Here is a 14,120-nt window from a genome sequence, read left to right on the forward strand (position 1 = left end):
GTATCGCCGTCGCGGGGGCGGCCGTGTGGGAAGTCACGCTCTGTGAGGTGGACCACGTGCGATCGCGGGGCTCTCCGGGATCCCGCTGCCCGGCGCGGCCGGTTTCGAAGGCGGCAAAGGCCGAACCGGCAGAGCTGGCCGGCCCGGCGAAGTAGCAGGTCAGGGCCACTGTCAGTGGCACCGCCTAGGGTGGCGTCATGTCGGGGATCACTTATGTCCGGGGTGACGCCACCGTTCCGTCGGTGAAGGGCGTCAAGGTGATCGCCCATGTCTGCAACGACATCGGGGGATGGGGAAAGGGCTTCGTCCTGGCGCTCTCGCGCCGCTGGCCGGAGCCCGAGGCGGCCTACCGTGCCTGGCACCGCGAGCGGGCCTCCAACGACTTCGGCCTGGGCGCCCTGCAGCTGGTCCAGGTGAAGCCCGACGTGTGGGTCGCCAACATGATCGGCCAGCGCGGTACCCGCAGGGGCAGCAGGGGCGTTCCCGTGCGCTACGAGGCGATCGACACGGCCCTGTCCCGCCTGGCCGACCCGGTGATCGGACTCGCTGCGTCGGTGCACATGCCCCGGATAGGCTGCGGCCTGGCCGGCGGCACGTGGTCCCGCGTCGAACCGCTCATCACCGGGCGGCTCGTGCGGCGGGGCATCGCGGTGACGGTGTACGACCATGGGGAGGGCCGGAGTTGAGCCGTGACACGGATGTCCTGGTGCTGGGCGGCGCGGGGGTGGACACCATCATCCAGGTGCCGCGGCTGCCGCTGCCGTACGCCGACAGCTACCCCATCGACAGCGGGATCCGCACCCGCGCCGGACACACCGGTGACTTCGTCGCCGTCGGCCTCGCCGCCCTCGGCCTGCGCACCCACCATCTCGACTTCCTCGGCGACGACCCGGAGGGCGACCTGGTCCGCGCCCTGCACGCGGAGCGGGGCATCGCCCTCACCGCGGTCCCGCAGCCCGCGGGCACCAAACGGGCCGTCAACCTCGTGAGCCCCGACGGCCGGCGGCTCTCCCTCTACGACACGAGCCGCGCACACGACGGGGACCGGCTGCCGGAGTCCACGGTCCGGTCCCTGGCCGAGGCGAGCCGGCACGTCCATGTGTCCATCACCCAGCCGTGTGCCCTCGCCCTGCCCCTGCTGCGCGAGACCGGCGTGCCCCTCTCCACCGATCTGCACGACTGGGACGGCGAGAACCCCTACCACGAGCCCTTCGCGTACGCGGCCGACGTCGTGTTCGTCTCCGCCACCGCGCTCACCGACCCCGAGGCCACCATGCGCCGCGTCGTCGAGCGGGGCCGCGCCGAGGTGGTCGTCGCCACGGCCGGGGCCGAGGGCGCCTACCTGCTGTCGGACGGCGAGCTGACCCACATACCGGCGGCCGCGCCTCCCGCGCCGGTGGTCGACTCCAACGGCGCGGGCGACGCCTTCGCGTCCGCCTTCCTCTTCGGCCGTCTCCACGGCGAGTCCCCGCTGCGCTGCGCCCGCTACGGCGCGCTGGCGGGGGCGTTCGCGTGCACCGTCCCGGCCACCCGCAGCGCCGCCCTGTCCCGCGACGCGCTCCTGGCGGCCTGTGCCGGATGAACAGGCGGGCGCACCGGCCACGGCCGTGCCGCACGGCCTTCTGACGGGGACTCAGACCGTTCGAAGGCCGTGCACAGTCGGCCCACAGTTGCCCTCTTCTGCAAGGGAGTTGACCCATGTACCGTCCCGCGCATGCCGATACGCATGCGCTTCACGATCTGGAGACCGCTCGCGACCGCCGCCATCACCGTCCTGGTGGCGACCTTCCTCACCCCGGCAGCCGCCCACGGCACCCCGCGTGAGAGCCGGCCGGTGTACTCCTACACGAACGCGGTCCGCGAGGCCGTCTGGGTCGACACCGGACTCGACGGCGACGGCGACGGCAGACGGGACCGCGTCGCCGTCGACATCGTCCGCCCCCGCGAACCCGCCGCACAGGGCCGCAAGGTGCCCGTCATCATGGACGCCAGCCCCTACTACTCCTGCTGCGGCCGCGGCAACGAGAGCCAGCGCAAGACGTACGACGCCGCCGGCGACGTCGTCCAGATGCCACTGTTCTACGACAACTACTTCGTCCCGCGCGGCTACGCCTTCGTCGGCGTCGACCTGGCCGGCACCAACCGCTCCGACGGCTGTGTCGACGTCGGCGGCCGCTCCGACATCCTCTCCGCGAAGGCCGTCGTCGACTGGCTCAACGGCCGCGCCCGCGCGTACACCACCCGCACCGGCACCGCCACCGCCACCGCGGACTGGACCAACGGCAGAACCGGCATGATCGGCAAGAGCTGGGACGGCACCATCGCCAACGGCGTCGCCGCCACCGGCGTGAAGGGCCTGAGGACCGTCGTCCCGATCGCCGCCATCTCCTCCTGGTACGACTACTACTTCGCCCAGGGCGCCCCGCTCTACGACTCAGGACCCGACTGGCTCTCCGACTACGTCGACAGCCCCGACGCCCGCGCCCGGTGCGCGGCCGTCCAGCGCCACCTCGTCGACGGGGCCCCGCGCAGCGGCGACCGGACCCCGCTGTGGACCGAGCGGGACTACGTCAAGGACGCGGGCAAGGTGAGGGCGAGCGTGTTCGTCGTCCACGGTCTGCAGGACCTCAACGTGCGCACCCGGCACTTCGGCCAGTGGTGGGACGCCCTGGCGAAGAACGGCGTCGAGCGCAAGATCTGGCTCTCCCAGACGGGCCACGTCGACCCCTTCGACTTCCGCCGCGCCGCCTGGGCCGACACCCTGCACCGCTGGTTCGACCACGAACTCCTCGGCTACGACAACGGCGTCGACCGCGAGCCCGTGGCCGACATCGAACGCCACCCCGACCAGTGGGTCACCTCCAAGGTCTGGCCGCCGCGCGGCACCCGGACCGCCACCCTGCGCCCGGCCGCCGGCCCGCAGCCCGGCGTCGGCACCCTCGGCCTGCGCGGGGGGACCGGCACCGAGACCTTCACCGACGACCCGCGGCTGAGCGAGACCGACTGGGCCGCGCGGACCGACACCCCGACGCCCGACAAGGCCGGCTTCGTCACCGGGCCGCTCACCCGCGACCTGCGTCTGTCCGGCTCCTCCGAGGTCACCGTCACCGCCACGCCCACCACCGCGACGGCCCACCTCAGCGCCGTGCTGGTCGACCTCGGCCCCGACACCGTCCGGGACTACGCGGCGAGCGGCGAGGGCATCACCACCCTCACCGACCGCACCTGCTGGGGCGAGAGCACGGCGGGCGACAGCGCCTGCTTCAAGGAGACCAGGGCCCGGACCACCGACGTCGACTTCACCGTCCTCAGCCGGGGCTGGGCCGACCTCGGCACGTACGCCGACCCCGGCAGGGGCGTTCCGCTCACCCCGGGCCGGGCGTACACCCTCACCCTCGACCTGGCCGCCACGGACCACGTCGTCCCGGCCGGACACCGCCTGGCGCTGATCGTCGCGGGCACCGACAAGGACCTCATCGACCCGCCCGCCGACACCCCGACCCTCACCCTGGACCTCGCCCGCACCACGGCCAGGGTCCCGTTCGTGGGCGGCGCCGGCGCGTTCGCCGCCGCCACCGCCGGATCCACGGCGGCCACGCCCGACTCCGGACCCCGGGACGGCGCGGGCGCACCACGGCACACGTACCGGATCCCGTAGGACGACCCGCCGCGACCGACGGACCTAGGAGGAGGCGGCCAGCGCGGCCGCCTCCTCCGCGCAGCCCCAGGCCACTGTCACGCCCGCCCCGCCGTGCCCGTAGTGGTGCACCCTCACCCGCCCGTCCGGCAGCACCTCCCGCTCCAGCCGCACCGCGGGCCGGGCCGGGCGCAGTCCCACCCGGTGCTCCAGGACCCGCGCGCCGGCCACCTCCGGCCGCAGCGCCGCGCACCGCCGCACGATCGCCGCCGCCACCGCCGGATCCGGTTCCACGGACCACTCGTCGTCGTCGGCCGTGCCGCCCAGCAGCAGCCGCCCGGGATGGGGGAAGAGGTAGGCCGTCTCCCCGTCGGGTGCGGTGGAGACGGTCCAGGTGCGGACACCGGGGTTCTCCACGACGACGAGCTGCCCGCGCACCGGCCGCACCGAGGGATCCGCGGCCAGCTCACGGGCGCCCAGGCCCGTGCAGTTGACCACGACCGGCGCGTCGGCCTCCGCCAGGTCGGACACGCTCCGCTCCTCCACCGTGCCGCCCGCGCGCAGCAACCGCTCCCGCAGCCACGGCAGATGGACCGCCATGTCGATCAGCGGCAGCCGCGCCCACACGCCGCTCCCCGCCCCGTACTCCCGCGCGGTGGCCCGGCGCAGCACGGGCAGCCGGCCCGCCGCCCAGGCCTCGACGTCCGCCAGGTCGGTCTCGCCCATCACGCCCTCGACCAGCCGCACCCCGGTCGCCCCGGGCCGCTCGGCCAGCTGCTCGTACACCTCCAGGGAGCGCAGGGCCCAGGCTCGCGCCGACGCCATCGGCTCGATGTGGTACGGCCACCACAGCGCACCCGCGACGGCCGAGGTGGTCCGCTCGGCCGGCTCCCGCGTCCACACCCGCACCCGCCGGCCCCGCTCGGCGAGCACGACCGCCGTCGCCAGCCCGATGACCCCGCCGCCGACCACGACGATCTCGCCGTTCCCCTGAGCATCCACGCCCGGACGGTAACCGACCGCACCAGGGGAGGGCGAGAGGGCATCCCGGGCGGCCCGCGTGCAGCCCGCCCACTAGGATCTACCGTCTGATGACTGCCACCCTCGTCGCCAAGAACCTCGCCGCCGGGCACGGCGACCGCTCCCTCTTCTCCGGGCTCGACCTCGTCGTCGCCCCCGGGGACGTGATCGGGCTGGTCGGTGCCAACGGCGCGGGCAAGTCCACCCTGCTGAAGCTGCTCGCCGGGCTCACCGCGCCCGAGCAGGGCGAGCTCCGCCTCTCCCCGCCTTCGGCGACCGTCGGCCATCTGCCCCAGGAGCCGGAGCGCCGGCCGGGCGAGACGGTACGGGAGTTCCTCGCCCGCCGCACCGGCGTCGCCGAGGCGCAGCGCGCCATGGACGAGGCGACGCAGGCCCTGGTCGACGGGGCGCCGGGCGCCGACGACGCGTACGCGACGAGCCTGGAACGCTGGCTCGGCCTCGGCGGCGCCGACCTCGACGAGCGCGCCGAGGAGGTCGCCGACTCCCTCGGTCTCGGCGTCGGCCTGGACCAGCTCATGACGTCCCTGTCCGGTGGCCAGGCGGCCCGCGCGGGCCTCGCCTCCCTCCTGCTCTCCCGCTACGACGTCTTCCTCCTCGACGAGCCGACCAACGACCTCGACCTGGACGGCCTGGAGCGCCTGGAACGCTTCGTGACCGGCCTGCGGGCGGGCACCGTCGTCGTCAGCCACGACCGTGAGTTCCTCACCCGCACCGTCACCAAGGTCCTCGAACTCGACCTCGTGCAGCAGCGGATCACCCTCTACGGCGGCGGCTACGACGCCTACCTGGAGGAGCGGGAGGTGGCCCGCCGGCATGCCCGCGACGACTTCGAGGAGTACGCCGACAAGAAGGCGGCCCTCCAGGAGCGCGCGCAGGTCCAGCGTGCCTGGATGGACAAGGGCGTGAAGAACGCGCGCCGCAAGGCGGGCAACGACAACGACAAGATCGGCCGGAAGTTCCGCAGCGAGGCCAGCGAGAAGCAGGCCGCGAAGGCCCGGCAGACCCAGCGCATGATCGAACGCCTGGACGTGGTCGAGGAGCCCCGCAAGGAGTGGGAGCTGCGCATGGAGATCGCGGCGGCCCCCCGTTCCGGCGCGGTGGTCGCGGGCCTGCGGGACGCCGAGGTGCGGCGCGGCGACTTCACCTTCGGCCCGGTGACCCTGCAGATCGACTGGGCCGACCGGGTCGCCGTCACCGGCGCGAACGGTGCGGGCAAGTCGACCCTGCTCGGCGCGCTCCTCGGCCGGATCCCGCTGGACGCGGGCCACGCGGCGCTCGGTTCGGGCGTCCTGGTCGGCGAGGTCGACCAGGCGCGCCGGCTGTTCCACGGCTCCGAGTCGCTCCTGGACACCTTCCGCGCGGCCGTCCCGGACACCGAACCGGTCGAAGTGCGCACCCTCCTGGCCAAGTTCGGCCTGAAGTCGGACCACGTCCTGCGTCCGGCGGCCACCCTGTCACCGGGCGAGCGCACCCGCGCCGCGCTCGCCCTGCTCCAGGGCCGCGGCGTCAACCTCCTCGTCCTCGACGAGCCGACGAACCACCTCGACCTCCCGGCCATCGAGCAACTGGAGTCGGCCCTCGACGCCTATGAGGGCACCCTGCTCCTGGTCACCCACGACCGCCGCATGCTGGACGCGGTCCACGTGACCCGCCGCCTGGACATGGCGAACGGCAGACTCACGGAACGCTAGCGCCGTGACAGGCCCGAGAGCGGTGTACGTCTGCCACGACGACCGCACGGTCAGTGCCGGCACCGACATCCCGTCAGCAGGCGCCGCTCGCCCGGTCCCCGGAGCAGCCCGTGGCGCAGCACCGGCATGGTGTCGGTGAGCGGGCACAGGCCCAGACCGCAGTCGACGGCGTCCCGGAAGCCGGGCAGCGGCTCTCCGTCGGCCGTTCAGCCGCCGTGCCCGTCGTGCCGCAGATCGAGCGGTCTGGTCCGCTCGGCCGTCTCGACCGTCACCCGCAGCCGACGGGTCACGAAACCGCCGGCGGTGTCGAGGTCGTACGACACCCAGTAGGGCTCCGGCACGGTCCCGACCGCTCGCCGCCGGGCCCGCAGCACCCCCTCGCCGGCCTCCGTCCACGCGGTCCCGTAACCGCCGCTCGCCGTGACGTTCCAGGTGAGGACACGGAAAGTCGTCATACCGTCACTGTACGAGCGGGCCGGGCCCCGGCGCCCTGCCGGGACCCGGCCCACGTCGTCAGCTCCGGCCCTTCTTCGGGTCGAGCAGCCCCGCCCGGCGCAGTGCGTCGGCCATCGCGCTGTTGGCGGGCGGCGGCGCCTGCCGCGCACCGCCGCCACCGCGCTGACCGCCGTTCCCGCCGCGCTGGCCGCCCTGCTGCCGCTGCTGCGGCGGACGCCCGCCGCTCCGCTGCGGCCGGCCCCCGCCGGAGGACCGGTCCGCCTGCGGGGCCGCCTCGTCGTCCAGTCGCAGCGTCAGCGAGATCCGCTTGCGCGGGATGTCGACGTCGAGGACCTTCACCTTGACGATGTCACCGGGCTTGACCACGTCCCGCGGGTCCTTGACGAACGTCTTCGACAGCGCCGAGACATGCGCCAGGCCGTCCTGGTGGACGCCGACGTCGATGAACGCGCCGAAGGCCGCCACGTTCGTCACGACCCCCTCCAGGACCATCCCGGGCGCCAGGTCGGAGATCTTCTCCACGCCCTCCTTGAAGGTCGCGGTCCTGAACGCGGGCCGCGGGTCGCGCCCCGGCTTCTCCAGCTCCTTGAGGATGTCGGTGACCGTCGGCAGACCGAACGTCTCGTCCACGAAGTCGGTCGGCCGCAGGGAACGCAGCACGCCCGTGTTGCCGATGAGGGAGGCCACCTCCTGCCCGGAGGTCTTCACCATGCGCCGCACCACGGGATAGGCCTCCGGGTGCACGCTGGAGGCGTCCAGCGGGTCGGAGCCGCCGCGGATGCGCAGGAAGCCCGCACACTGCTCGTACGCCTTGGGGCCGAGCCGCGGCACCTTCCTGAGCTCCGTACGGGAGGTGAACGGCCCGTTGGCGTCCCGGTGCGCCACGATGTTCTCGGCGAGACCGGAGGTGATGCCGGAGACCCGGGCGAGCAGCGGCGCCGACGCCGTGTTCACGTCCACGCCCACGCCGTTCACACAGTCCTCCACCACCGCGTCCAGCGAACGCGACAGCTTCACCTCGGACAGGTCGTGCTGGTACTGGCCGACGCCGATCGACTTCGGGTCGATCTTCACCAGCTCGGCCAGGGGGTCCTGCAGCCGGCGCGCGATGGACACCGCGCCGCGCAGCGACACGTCCATGTCGGGCAGCTCCTGCGAGGCGAACGCGGAGGCGGAGTACACCGAGGCGCCGGCCTCGGACACCATCACCTTGGTGAGCTTCAGCTCCGGGTGCCTGCCGATCAGCTCACCGGCGAGCTTGTCGGTCTCGCGGGACGCCGTGCCGTTGCCGATCGCGACGAGCTCGACCGCGTGCTCCTTCGCCAGCCGCGCGAGCTTGGCGATCGCCTCGTCCCACTTGTTGGCCGGGACGTGCGGGTAGATCACGTCCGTCGCCACGACCTTGCCGGTCGCGTCGACGACGGCGACCTTCACGCCCGTACGGAAACCGGGGTCCAGACCCAGCGTCGCGCGCGTGCCGGCCGGCGCGGCGAGCAGCAGGTCGCGCAGGTTCGCCGCGAACACGTTCACCGCCTCGTCCTCGGCGGCCGTGCGCAGCCGCAGCCGCAGGTCGAGGCCGAGATGGACGAGGATGCGGGTCCGCCAGGCCCAGCGGACGGTGTCCGTCAGCCACTTGTCGGCCGGCCGGCCGCGGTCGGCGATCCCGAACCTCGACGCCACGATCCCCTCGTACGACGAGGGACCCTCCGTGGGCTCCTCCGGCTCCAGGACGAGGTCGAGGACGTCCTCCTTCTCACCGCGCAGCATCGCCAGGATCCGGTGCGAGGGCAGCTCGGTGAACGGCTCGGCGAAGTCGAAGTAGTCGGCGAACTTCGCCCCCGCCTCCTCCTTGCCGTCCCGCACCTTGGCGGCCAGCCGTCCGCGCCCCCACATCCGCTCGCGCAGCTCGCCGATCAGGTCGGCGTCCTCCGAGAAGCGCTCGGTCAGGATCGCCCGCGCCCCGTCCAGCGCGGCCTGCGGATCGGCCACTCCCTTGTCGGCGTCGACGAACGTGGCCGCCGCGGCGAGCGGCTCCACCGTCGGGTCGCCGAGCAGGCCCTCGGCCAGCGGTTCGAGACCGGCCTCGCGGGCGATCTGCGCCTTGGTGCGCCGCTTGGGCTTGTACGGGAGGTAGATGTCCTCCAGCCGCGCCTTCGTCTCGGCGCCGCGGATCTGCGCCTCCAGCGCGTCGGTGAGCTTGCCCTGCTCGCGCACCGACTCCAGGATCGCCGTGCGCCGCTCCTCCAGCTCCCGCAGATAGCGCAGCCGCTCCTCGATCGTGCGCAGTTGCGCATCGTCGAGCATCTCGGTCGCTTCCTTGCGGTAGCGGGCGATGAAAGGCACCGTCGAGCCGCCGTCGAGCAGCTCCACGGCGGCCTTCACCTGCCGTTCCCGTACGCCGAGCTCCTCGGCGATCCTGCCTTCGATGGACCCTACTTCGATGGACCCGGGTGTCGTCACGATCCCGTACCGCCTTCTCCACTGAGGTTGCGCGGCAATTGTGGCAGGTGGGACCGACAGTCGGGGATCAGGGCGCGGCCGTCAGGCCCGCCGGCTCCTCGCGGAGCCCGAAGCGCCGCCGAAGAGCCGGGCCACTGCCCGGAAGGGCAGCGTCACGACGGTGGCGATCGCGCCACCGATCTGGCGCAGTACGTCTGCGATCGCACGGAACACGAGTTTCCCCTTTCTTCTCCCCCGGGCCGTCCCGGGGCAGAGATCGGGTAACCGCAAGGGGGTCAGGCCATGCCCCGCCGTGGCAGGAAAGGTGGGGAACTCGTCATTGCCGCCATGGGGCCGGCCCGCGAAGAATCGTGTCCATGGCGCAGCGAACCGTCCTCTTCGTCCTCTTCGACGACGTGCAGAGCCTCGACGTCACCGGCCCCCTGGAGGTCTTCACCGGCGCCGAGCAGCACACCCCGGGCTCCTACCGGGTGCGCACGGCGTCCCTGGACGGCGCTCCGGTACGCACCTCCAGCGGGCTGACGCTCGTACCGGACGAGGCCCTCACGCGGGCGCGTGTCCCGCACACGCTCGTCGTGCCCGGGGGGCGGGGCACCCGGCGGGACAACCCGCCGCTCACCGCGTGGCTGCGCAGCCACGCCCCGCGCGCGCGGCGCCTCGTGTCGGTCTGCACCGGTGCGATCCCGCTGGCCGCCGCCGGGCTGCTGGACGGCCGCCGGGTGACGACCCACTGGGCCTACTGCGACACACTCGCCCGCGGCCACCCCGCCGTGCGGGTCGACCCCGATCCGATCTATGTCCAAGACGGCAGCGTCTTCACGTCGGCGGGCGTCACCTCCGGCATCGACCTGGCCCTCGCCCTGGTCGAGGAGGACCTCGGCCGGGACGCGGCGCTGGCCGTCGCCCGTCACCTGGTCGTCTTCCTGCGCAGGCCCGGGAACCAGACGCAGTTCAGCGCCCAGCTCGCCGCCCGGACCGCACGGCGCGGGCCGCTGCGGGAGGTCCAGCAGTGGATCACCGCGCACCCCGCCGCCGACCTCAGCGTGGAGTCGCTCGCCGCCCGCGCCCGGCTCTCGCCCCGCCACTTCGCCCGCGCCTTCCTGGCCGACACCGGCACCACTCCCGGCCGCTACGTCGAAGGGGTCCGTCTGGAGCACGCCCGCCGGCTTCTGGAGGACACCGCCGACGGCGTCGAGGAGATCTCCCGCGCCAGCGGCTACGGCACCCCCGAGGCCATGCGCCGCGCCTTCGTCAAAGCCCTGGGCACGGCCCCGGCCGAATACCGCCGCCGCTTCCGCCCGGCCACCACGCCCTGAACCCGCGCACCTCCACCCGCTGAACCCCCGGGACGCCCACCCCGAAGCCCCCGGACACCCACTCACCCACCCTCGACTGCTCGGGCACCGTCCCCCCGGTCCTGGGGGCCCACCCACTGAAGCCCCTCCCCGTCCGCCCCTCAACCCTCGTTCATCCGGCCTCCATTGCCCTCGGGCACCACCCAAGTGGCCCTGCGTATCGGCCCGCTGAAGCCGTGGGCGCCCGCCACTCGAAGCCGCCGAGCCCCCTGACTGCCCGCCCCCGACACCCCGGAGTTCCGTGCCTTCTGAAGTCCGATGATTCCGGCCCCTGTTGACCCCGAGCCCCCGCACCCCGTGGGCGTCCGCCCGCTGCGGCCCGCCCGAGTCCGCGTCCCGTGAAAGCCCTGGGCGTCCGGCCGCCGCGATCTCGGGCCTGAGCCCCCGTACCTCGTAGGCGTCCGTTCCAGCCCGCCCGAGTCCGCGTCCCTGGAAAACCCGGGGCGTCCGCCCCCCCGTGGCCCCCAACGCGGTGCCGAGCCTGAGCCCCCGACGCCTCCGACCGAGCCCTGTGGCCCTCGACCTGAGTCCCCCTGCCCGGCCCCGCCTCCACGGCTCCGGTCATCCGCCCCTGAAGCCCTCCGATCCCACGCCCCCAGAAACCCCAGGCACCCTCCCGAGAGGACCCCCATGCAGATCGCGATCGTCGTCTACGACCGTTTCACCGCCCTCGATGTCGTGGGCCCGTACGAGATGCTCTCCCGTGCCCCGGGCGCGGAGACCGTGTTCGTGGCCAAGGAGGCCGGGCCCGTCCGGACGGAGACCGGCGCGCTGGCCCTCATCGCCGAAAGGGCACTCTCCGAGGTTCCCGCCCCCGATGTCGTCGTGGTCTCCGGCGGGCCGGGGCAGAGCGCGCTGATGGACGACGCGCACCTGCTCGACTGGCTCCGGGCCGCCGACGCCACCAGCGCCTGGACCACGTCCGTGTGCTCCGGCTCCCTGCTGCTCGCCGCCGCGGGCCTGCTCCGGGGCCGCCGGGCCACCTCTCACTGGCTGGCCCTGGAGCGGCTCGCCGCGTTCGGCGCCGAGCCGACCGGCGAACGCGTCGTCTTCGACGGCAAGTACGTCACCGCGGCCGGCGTCTCCTCCGGCATCGACATGGGGCTCGCCCTGCTCGGCCGGATCGCGGGCGACGACCACGCCCGGGCCGTACAGCTCGGCACGGAGTACGACCCGCAGCCGCCCTACGACGCCGGTGCCCCGCACAAGGCGCCCCGGCACATCGTCGAGGCACTCCGGAAGCGGAGCCGCTTCATCCTGACGTAGTCCAGGTGAAGCGCGGCTCCCTGCGCTCCAGGAACGCGGCGACGCCCTCCGCGGTGTCGCCGCTGCCGCGTGCCTGGGCGGCCCAGTGGGCGTCCCGGTCGGCGCGGCCGTTCACGAACTCCTTCGCGGCGGCCTGCGTCAGCTGCGAGCGCGTCACCAGCACCCGGGTGAACTCCGCGACGCGCTTGTCGAGTTCGTCCGCCGGCAGCACCTCGTCGACCAGGCCGGTGCGCAGCGCCCGCTCCGCGTCGATCAACTCGCCCGAGAACAGAAGGTACTTGGCGGTCGCCGGACCGACCAGCGCCACCAGTCGCCGGGTCGCGGAGGCCGGATAGACGATGCCGAGCCTCGCCGGTGTCACCCCGAACAGCGCGCCCTCCTCGGCGAACCGCAGATCGCACGCCGCCGCGAGCTGGGCGCCCCCGCCCACACAGTGCCCCCTGACGGCCGCCAGGGTCGGCTTCGGGAACGCGGCGAGCGCCTCCTCGGCCCGCACCGCGAGGGTCTGCGCCTCCTCGGCGGACCCCCGGAGCGTGGAGATGTCGGCGCCCGCGCAGAAGGTGCCGCCCGCGCCCGTCAGCACCAGCGCCCGCACCTCGGCGGCGGCGGCCAGCGTCTCCAGCAGCGGGGGCAGCGCGCCCCACATCGCGGCCGTCATGGCGTTGCGCTTCGCCGGGTGGTGCAGGACGACGGTGGCGACCCCGTCGGTGACGCCGTGCAGCAGTTCGGGCTCCATGGCCCGGATGCTAACCTCCGGGCCGGCTGCCCGGGCACAGCGGCCTCGGGGACGCATCGGGCAAGGGCGCCGCCGCACCCGTACAACCCGAAGGCCGCACCCGTACAACCCGAAAAGTGCGTGAAGGCGGCAGCGCAGGGGCAGAAGCGGTCGCTCGTGCGACCCCCTCGGACCGAGGCGGTCGGGAACGCTCGATAGTCGCTGACTTCTGTTCAGTCATCCGGAGTGGAGTGTCGCGGTACCAACACTCGAGTCGTGGTGACAATCGAGCGCGAGGGCGGCGACCGGACGATGGACGACCACGGGCGCGGGCCCGACCCACGCCCAGAGGGCGACGCGGACGCACCTCTCGAGTCCGTGGAGAACCCGGGGCCGCGACCGCTGCCCTACGAAGGCGTCTGGCGCTTCACCGCGGCCGCCGTGGACGCCTCCGTCCCGCAGGCCCGGCACGCCGTACGGGACCTGCTGCTCCGCCAGGGGGTGCCCGTCTCGGACGACCTGATCCAGGGCCTCCTGCTGATCGTCTCCGAACTGGTGACCAACGCCGTCCGGCACGCGGCGCTGCTGTCGCCGGTGCTCGCGGTGGAGGTGGCCGTCGGCGCCGAGTGGGTGCGGGTGGCCGTGGAGGACAACCACCCCTACCGCCCGACCGCCCTGGAGGCCGACCACGAGGAGACCAACGGCCGGGGACTGCTCCTGGTGCGGGAGATCACCAGGGAGGCGGGAGGGGTGTGTGACGTCGAGCACACGTCCGGCGGCGGCAAGGTGATCTGGGCCGCCCTGCCGCTCAAGCCCGTACAGCTGCCCTGAGGATCACCAGCCGGCCGACGGCCCCGTCAGTTCCCGCACGGCGGGCCGGGCCGCGTCCAGCACGGTCATGAACCAGGAGGAGAACGTGTCCTTCGCGTGCCGCTCGGCCAGTTCGGCGGGCGTCACGAAGGCCGTGTCGCCGACCTCCTCCGGGTCCGGCCGCAGCGGCGACTGCACCATGCCGACGAACAGGTGGTTGTACTCCTGCTCCACCAGGCCCGACGCCGGGTCAGGATGGTTGTAGCGGACCGTGCCCGCCTCGGCGAGCAGCGACGGGGACACCCCGAGCTCCTCGAACGTGCGCCGCGCGGCAGCCGCGAACGGCGACTCACCCGGGTAGGGGTGACCGCAGCAGGTGTTGGACCACACACCGGGGGAGTGGTACTTGCCGAGGGCCCGCTGCTGGATCAGCAGCCGGCCCCGCTCGTCGAAGAGGAACACGGAGAAGGCGCGGTGCAGCCGGCCCGGCGGCCGGTGGGCGGCGAGCTTCTCCTCGGTGCCGATCGTGACGCCGTCCTCGTCGACCAGTTCCAGCAAAATCACGTCCGCGGTGCCGTTCGACGAGCTGTGCGTCGCGGTGGCAGGTGTGATCGGCATACCCATCCTTAGCATCGGTCCTCGCGTCCCCAGTCTGCCGTACGAGCTCGGCGCTCCCGGCGCATCGCGCA

General features: G+C 73.5%; 12 protein-coding genes and 1 pseudogene. 7 read left to right on the forward strand and 6 right to left on the reverse strand.

Going from position 1 to position 14,120, the window contains the following annotated elements; translation table 11 throughout:
• The first annotated feature begins 197 nt into the window (after positions 1-197).
• The 3 genes from ACFY30_RS07255 (at position 198) to ACFY30_RS07265 (ending at position 3,658) form a co-directional block, all read left to right on the forward strand.
• On the forward strand, positions 198-686 hold the full coding sequence (locus ACFY30_RS07255) for a macro domain-containing protein (RefSeq protein WP_390844159.1): 489 nt from the start codon (positions 198-200) through the stop codon (positions 684-686).
• A complete protein-coding gene (locus tag ACFY30_RS07260; RefSeq protein ID WP_390844160.1) occupies positions 683-1,582 on the forward strand; it encodes an adenosine kinase in 900 nt (299 codons plus the stop codon). Before ACFY30_RS07255 ends, ACFY30_RS07260 begins: the two co-directional genes overlap by 4 nt.
• A 132-nt stretch (positions 1,583-1,714) precedes the next feature.
• Positions 1,715-3,658: a Xaa-Pro dipeptidyl-peptidase gene (locus ACFY30_RS07265; protein WP_390844161.1), complete on the forward strand. Its 1,944-nt coding sequence runs from the start codon at positions 1,715-1,717 to the stop codon at positions 3,656-3,658.
• Positions 3,659-3,682: 24 nt separating this feature from the next.
• Here the strand turns inward: ACFY30_RS07265 and ACFY30_RS07270 are convergent, their stop codons facing one another.
• Positions 3,683-4,639, reverse strand: a complete 957-nt coding sequence (locus ACFY30_RS07270) for an FAD-dependent oxidoreductase (RefSeq protein ID WP_390844162.1) — start codon at positions 4,637-4,639, stop codon at positions 3,683-3,685.
• Positions 4,640-4,728: 89 nt separating this feature from the next.
• Between ACFY30_RS07270 and ACFY30_RS07275 the strand changes: the two genes are divergently transcribed.
• A complete protein-coding gene (locus ACFY30_RS07275; protein WP_390844163.1) occupies positions 4,729-6,369 on the forward strand; it encodes an ABC-F family ATP-binding cassette domain-containing protein in 1,641 nt (546 codons plus the stop codon).
• 50 nt (positions 6,370-6,419) lie between these two features.
• Here the strand turns inward: ACFY30_RS07275 and ACFY30_RS07280 are convergent.
• From ACFY30_RS07280 to ACFY30_RS07290, 3 genes and pseudogenes are all read right to left on the reverse strand, one after another.
• Positions 6,420-6,824, reverse strand: a pseudogene (locus ACFY30_RS07280) (putative glycolipid-binding domain-containing protein).
• Between the two features lie 58 nt (positions 6,825-6,882).
• Positions 6,883-9,285, reverse strand: coding sequence for a Tex family protein (locus tag ACFY30_RS07285; RefSeq protein WP_390844164.1), 2,403 nt, complete (start codon positions 9,283-9,285; stop codon positions 6,883-6,885).
• Between the two features lie 81 nt (positions 9,286-9,366).
• The gene (locus ACFY30_RS07290; protein WP_390658531.1) at positions 9,367-9,498 is read right to left on the reverse strand and encodes an LPFR motif small protein; all 132 of its coding nucleotides are present in this window, start codon (positions 9,496-9,498) and stop codon (positions 9,367-9,369) included.
• Between the two features lie 143 nt (positions 9,499-9,641).
• On the opposite strand from ACFY30_RS07290, the gene ACFY30_RS07295 reads away from it, so the two are divergent.
• Together ACFY30_RS07295 and ACFY30_RS07300 are read left to right on the forward strand one after the other, a co-directional pair.
• Positions 9,642-10,601, forward strand: coding sequence for a GlxA family transcriptional regulator (locus ACFY30_RS07295; protein ID WP_390844165.1), 960 nt, complete (start codon positions 9,642-9,644; stop codon positions 10,599-10,601).
• A gap of 669 nt (positions 10,602-11,270) precedes the next feature.
• Entirely contained in the window at positions 11,271-11,906 is a 636-nt protein-coding gene (locus tag ACFY30_RS07300) for a DJ-1/PfpI family protein (RefSeq protein ID WP_390844166.1), read from the forward strand.
• On the opposite strand, the gene ACFY30_RS07305 is transcribed toward ACFY30_RS07300, so the two are convergent.
• The gene (locus tag ACFY30_RS07305) at positions 11,893-12,642 is read right to left on the reverse strand and encodes an enoyl-CoA hydratase/isomerase family protein (RefSeq protein ID WP_390844167.1); all 750 of its coding nucleotides are present in this window, start codon (positions 12,640-12,642) and stop codon (positions 11,893-11,895) included. The genes ACFY30_RS07300 and ACFY30_RS07305 overlap by 14 nt on opposite strands.
• A gap of 291 nt (positions 12,643-12,933) precedes the next feature.
• Here ACFY30_RS07305 and ACFY30_RS07310 point away from each other — a divergent pair, with 291 nt between their 5' ends.
• Positions 12,934-13,452 carry an ATP-binding protein gene (locus ACFY30_RS07310; protein WP_390844206.1) on the forward strand — a complete coding sequence of 173 codons (519 nt, stop codon included), beginning with the start codon at positions 12,934-12,936 and terminating at the stop codon, positions 13,450-13,452.
• A gap of 3 nt (positions 13,453-13,455) precedes the next feature.
• On the opposite strand, the gene idi is transcribed toward ACFY30_RS07310, so the two are convergent.
• Positions 13,456-14,049 carry an isopentenyl-diphosphate Delta-isomerase gene (gene idi, locus ACFY30_RS07315; protein ID WP_390658527.1) on the reverse strand — a complete coding sequence of 198 codons (594 nt, stop codon included), beginning with the start codon at positions 14,047-14,049 and terminating at the stop codon, positions 13,456-13,458.
• Positions 14,050-14,120 lie beyond the last annotated feature (71 nt).

The organism is Streptomyces sp. NPDC000345 (assembly GCF_042898825.1).
GTDB lineage: Bacteria > Actinomycetota > Actinomycetes > Streptomycetales > Streptomycetaceae > Streptomyces.

Excerpts from the sequence above, each read along its gene's own strand:
- ACFY30_RS07255 (WP_390844159.1), top strand. The coding sequence starts at position 198 with ATGTCGGGGATCACTTATGTCCGGGGTGACGCCACCGTTCCGTCGGTG.
- ACFY30_RS07265 (WP_390844161.1), top strand. The coding sequence starts at position 1,715 with ATGCCGATACGCATGCGCTTCACGATCTGGAGACCGCTCGCGACCGCC.
- ACFY30_RS07275 (WP_390844163.1), top strand. The coding sequence starts at position 4,729 with ATGACTGCCACCCTCGTCGCCAAGAACCTCGCCGCCGGGCACGGCGAC.
- ACFY30_RS07295 (WP_390844165.1), top strand. The coding sequence starts at position 9,642 with ATGGCGCAGCGAACCGTCCTCTTCGTCCTCTTCGACGACGTGCAGAGC.
- ACFY30_RS07300 (WP_390844166.1), top strand. The coding sequence starts at position 11,271 with ATGCAGATCGCGATCGTCGTCTACGACCGTTTCACCGCCCTCGATGTC.
- ACFY30_RS07305 (WP_390844167.1), bottom strand. The coding sequence starts at position 12,642 with ATGGAGCCCGAACTGCTGCACGGCGTCACCGACGGGGTCGCCACCGTC.
- ACFY30_RS07310 (WP_390844206.1), top strand. The coding sequence starts at position 12,934 with ATGGACGACCACGGGCGCGGGCCCGACCCACGCCCAGAGGGCGACGCG.
- idi (WP_390658527.1), bottom strand. The coding sequence starts at position 14,049 with ATGCCGATCACACCTGCCACCGCGACGCACAGCTCGTCGAACGGCACC.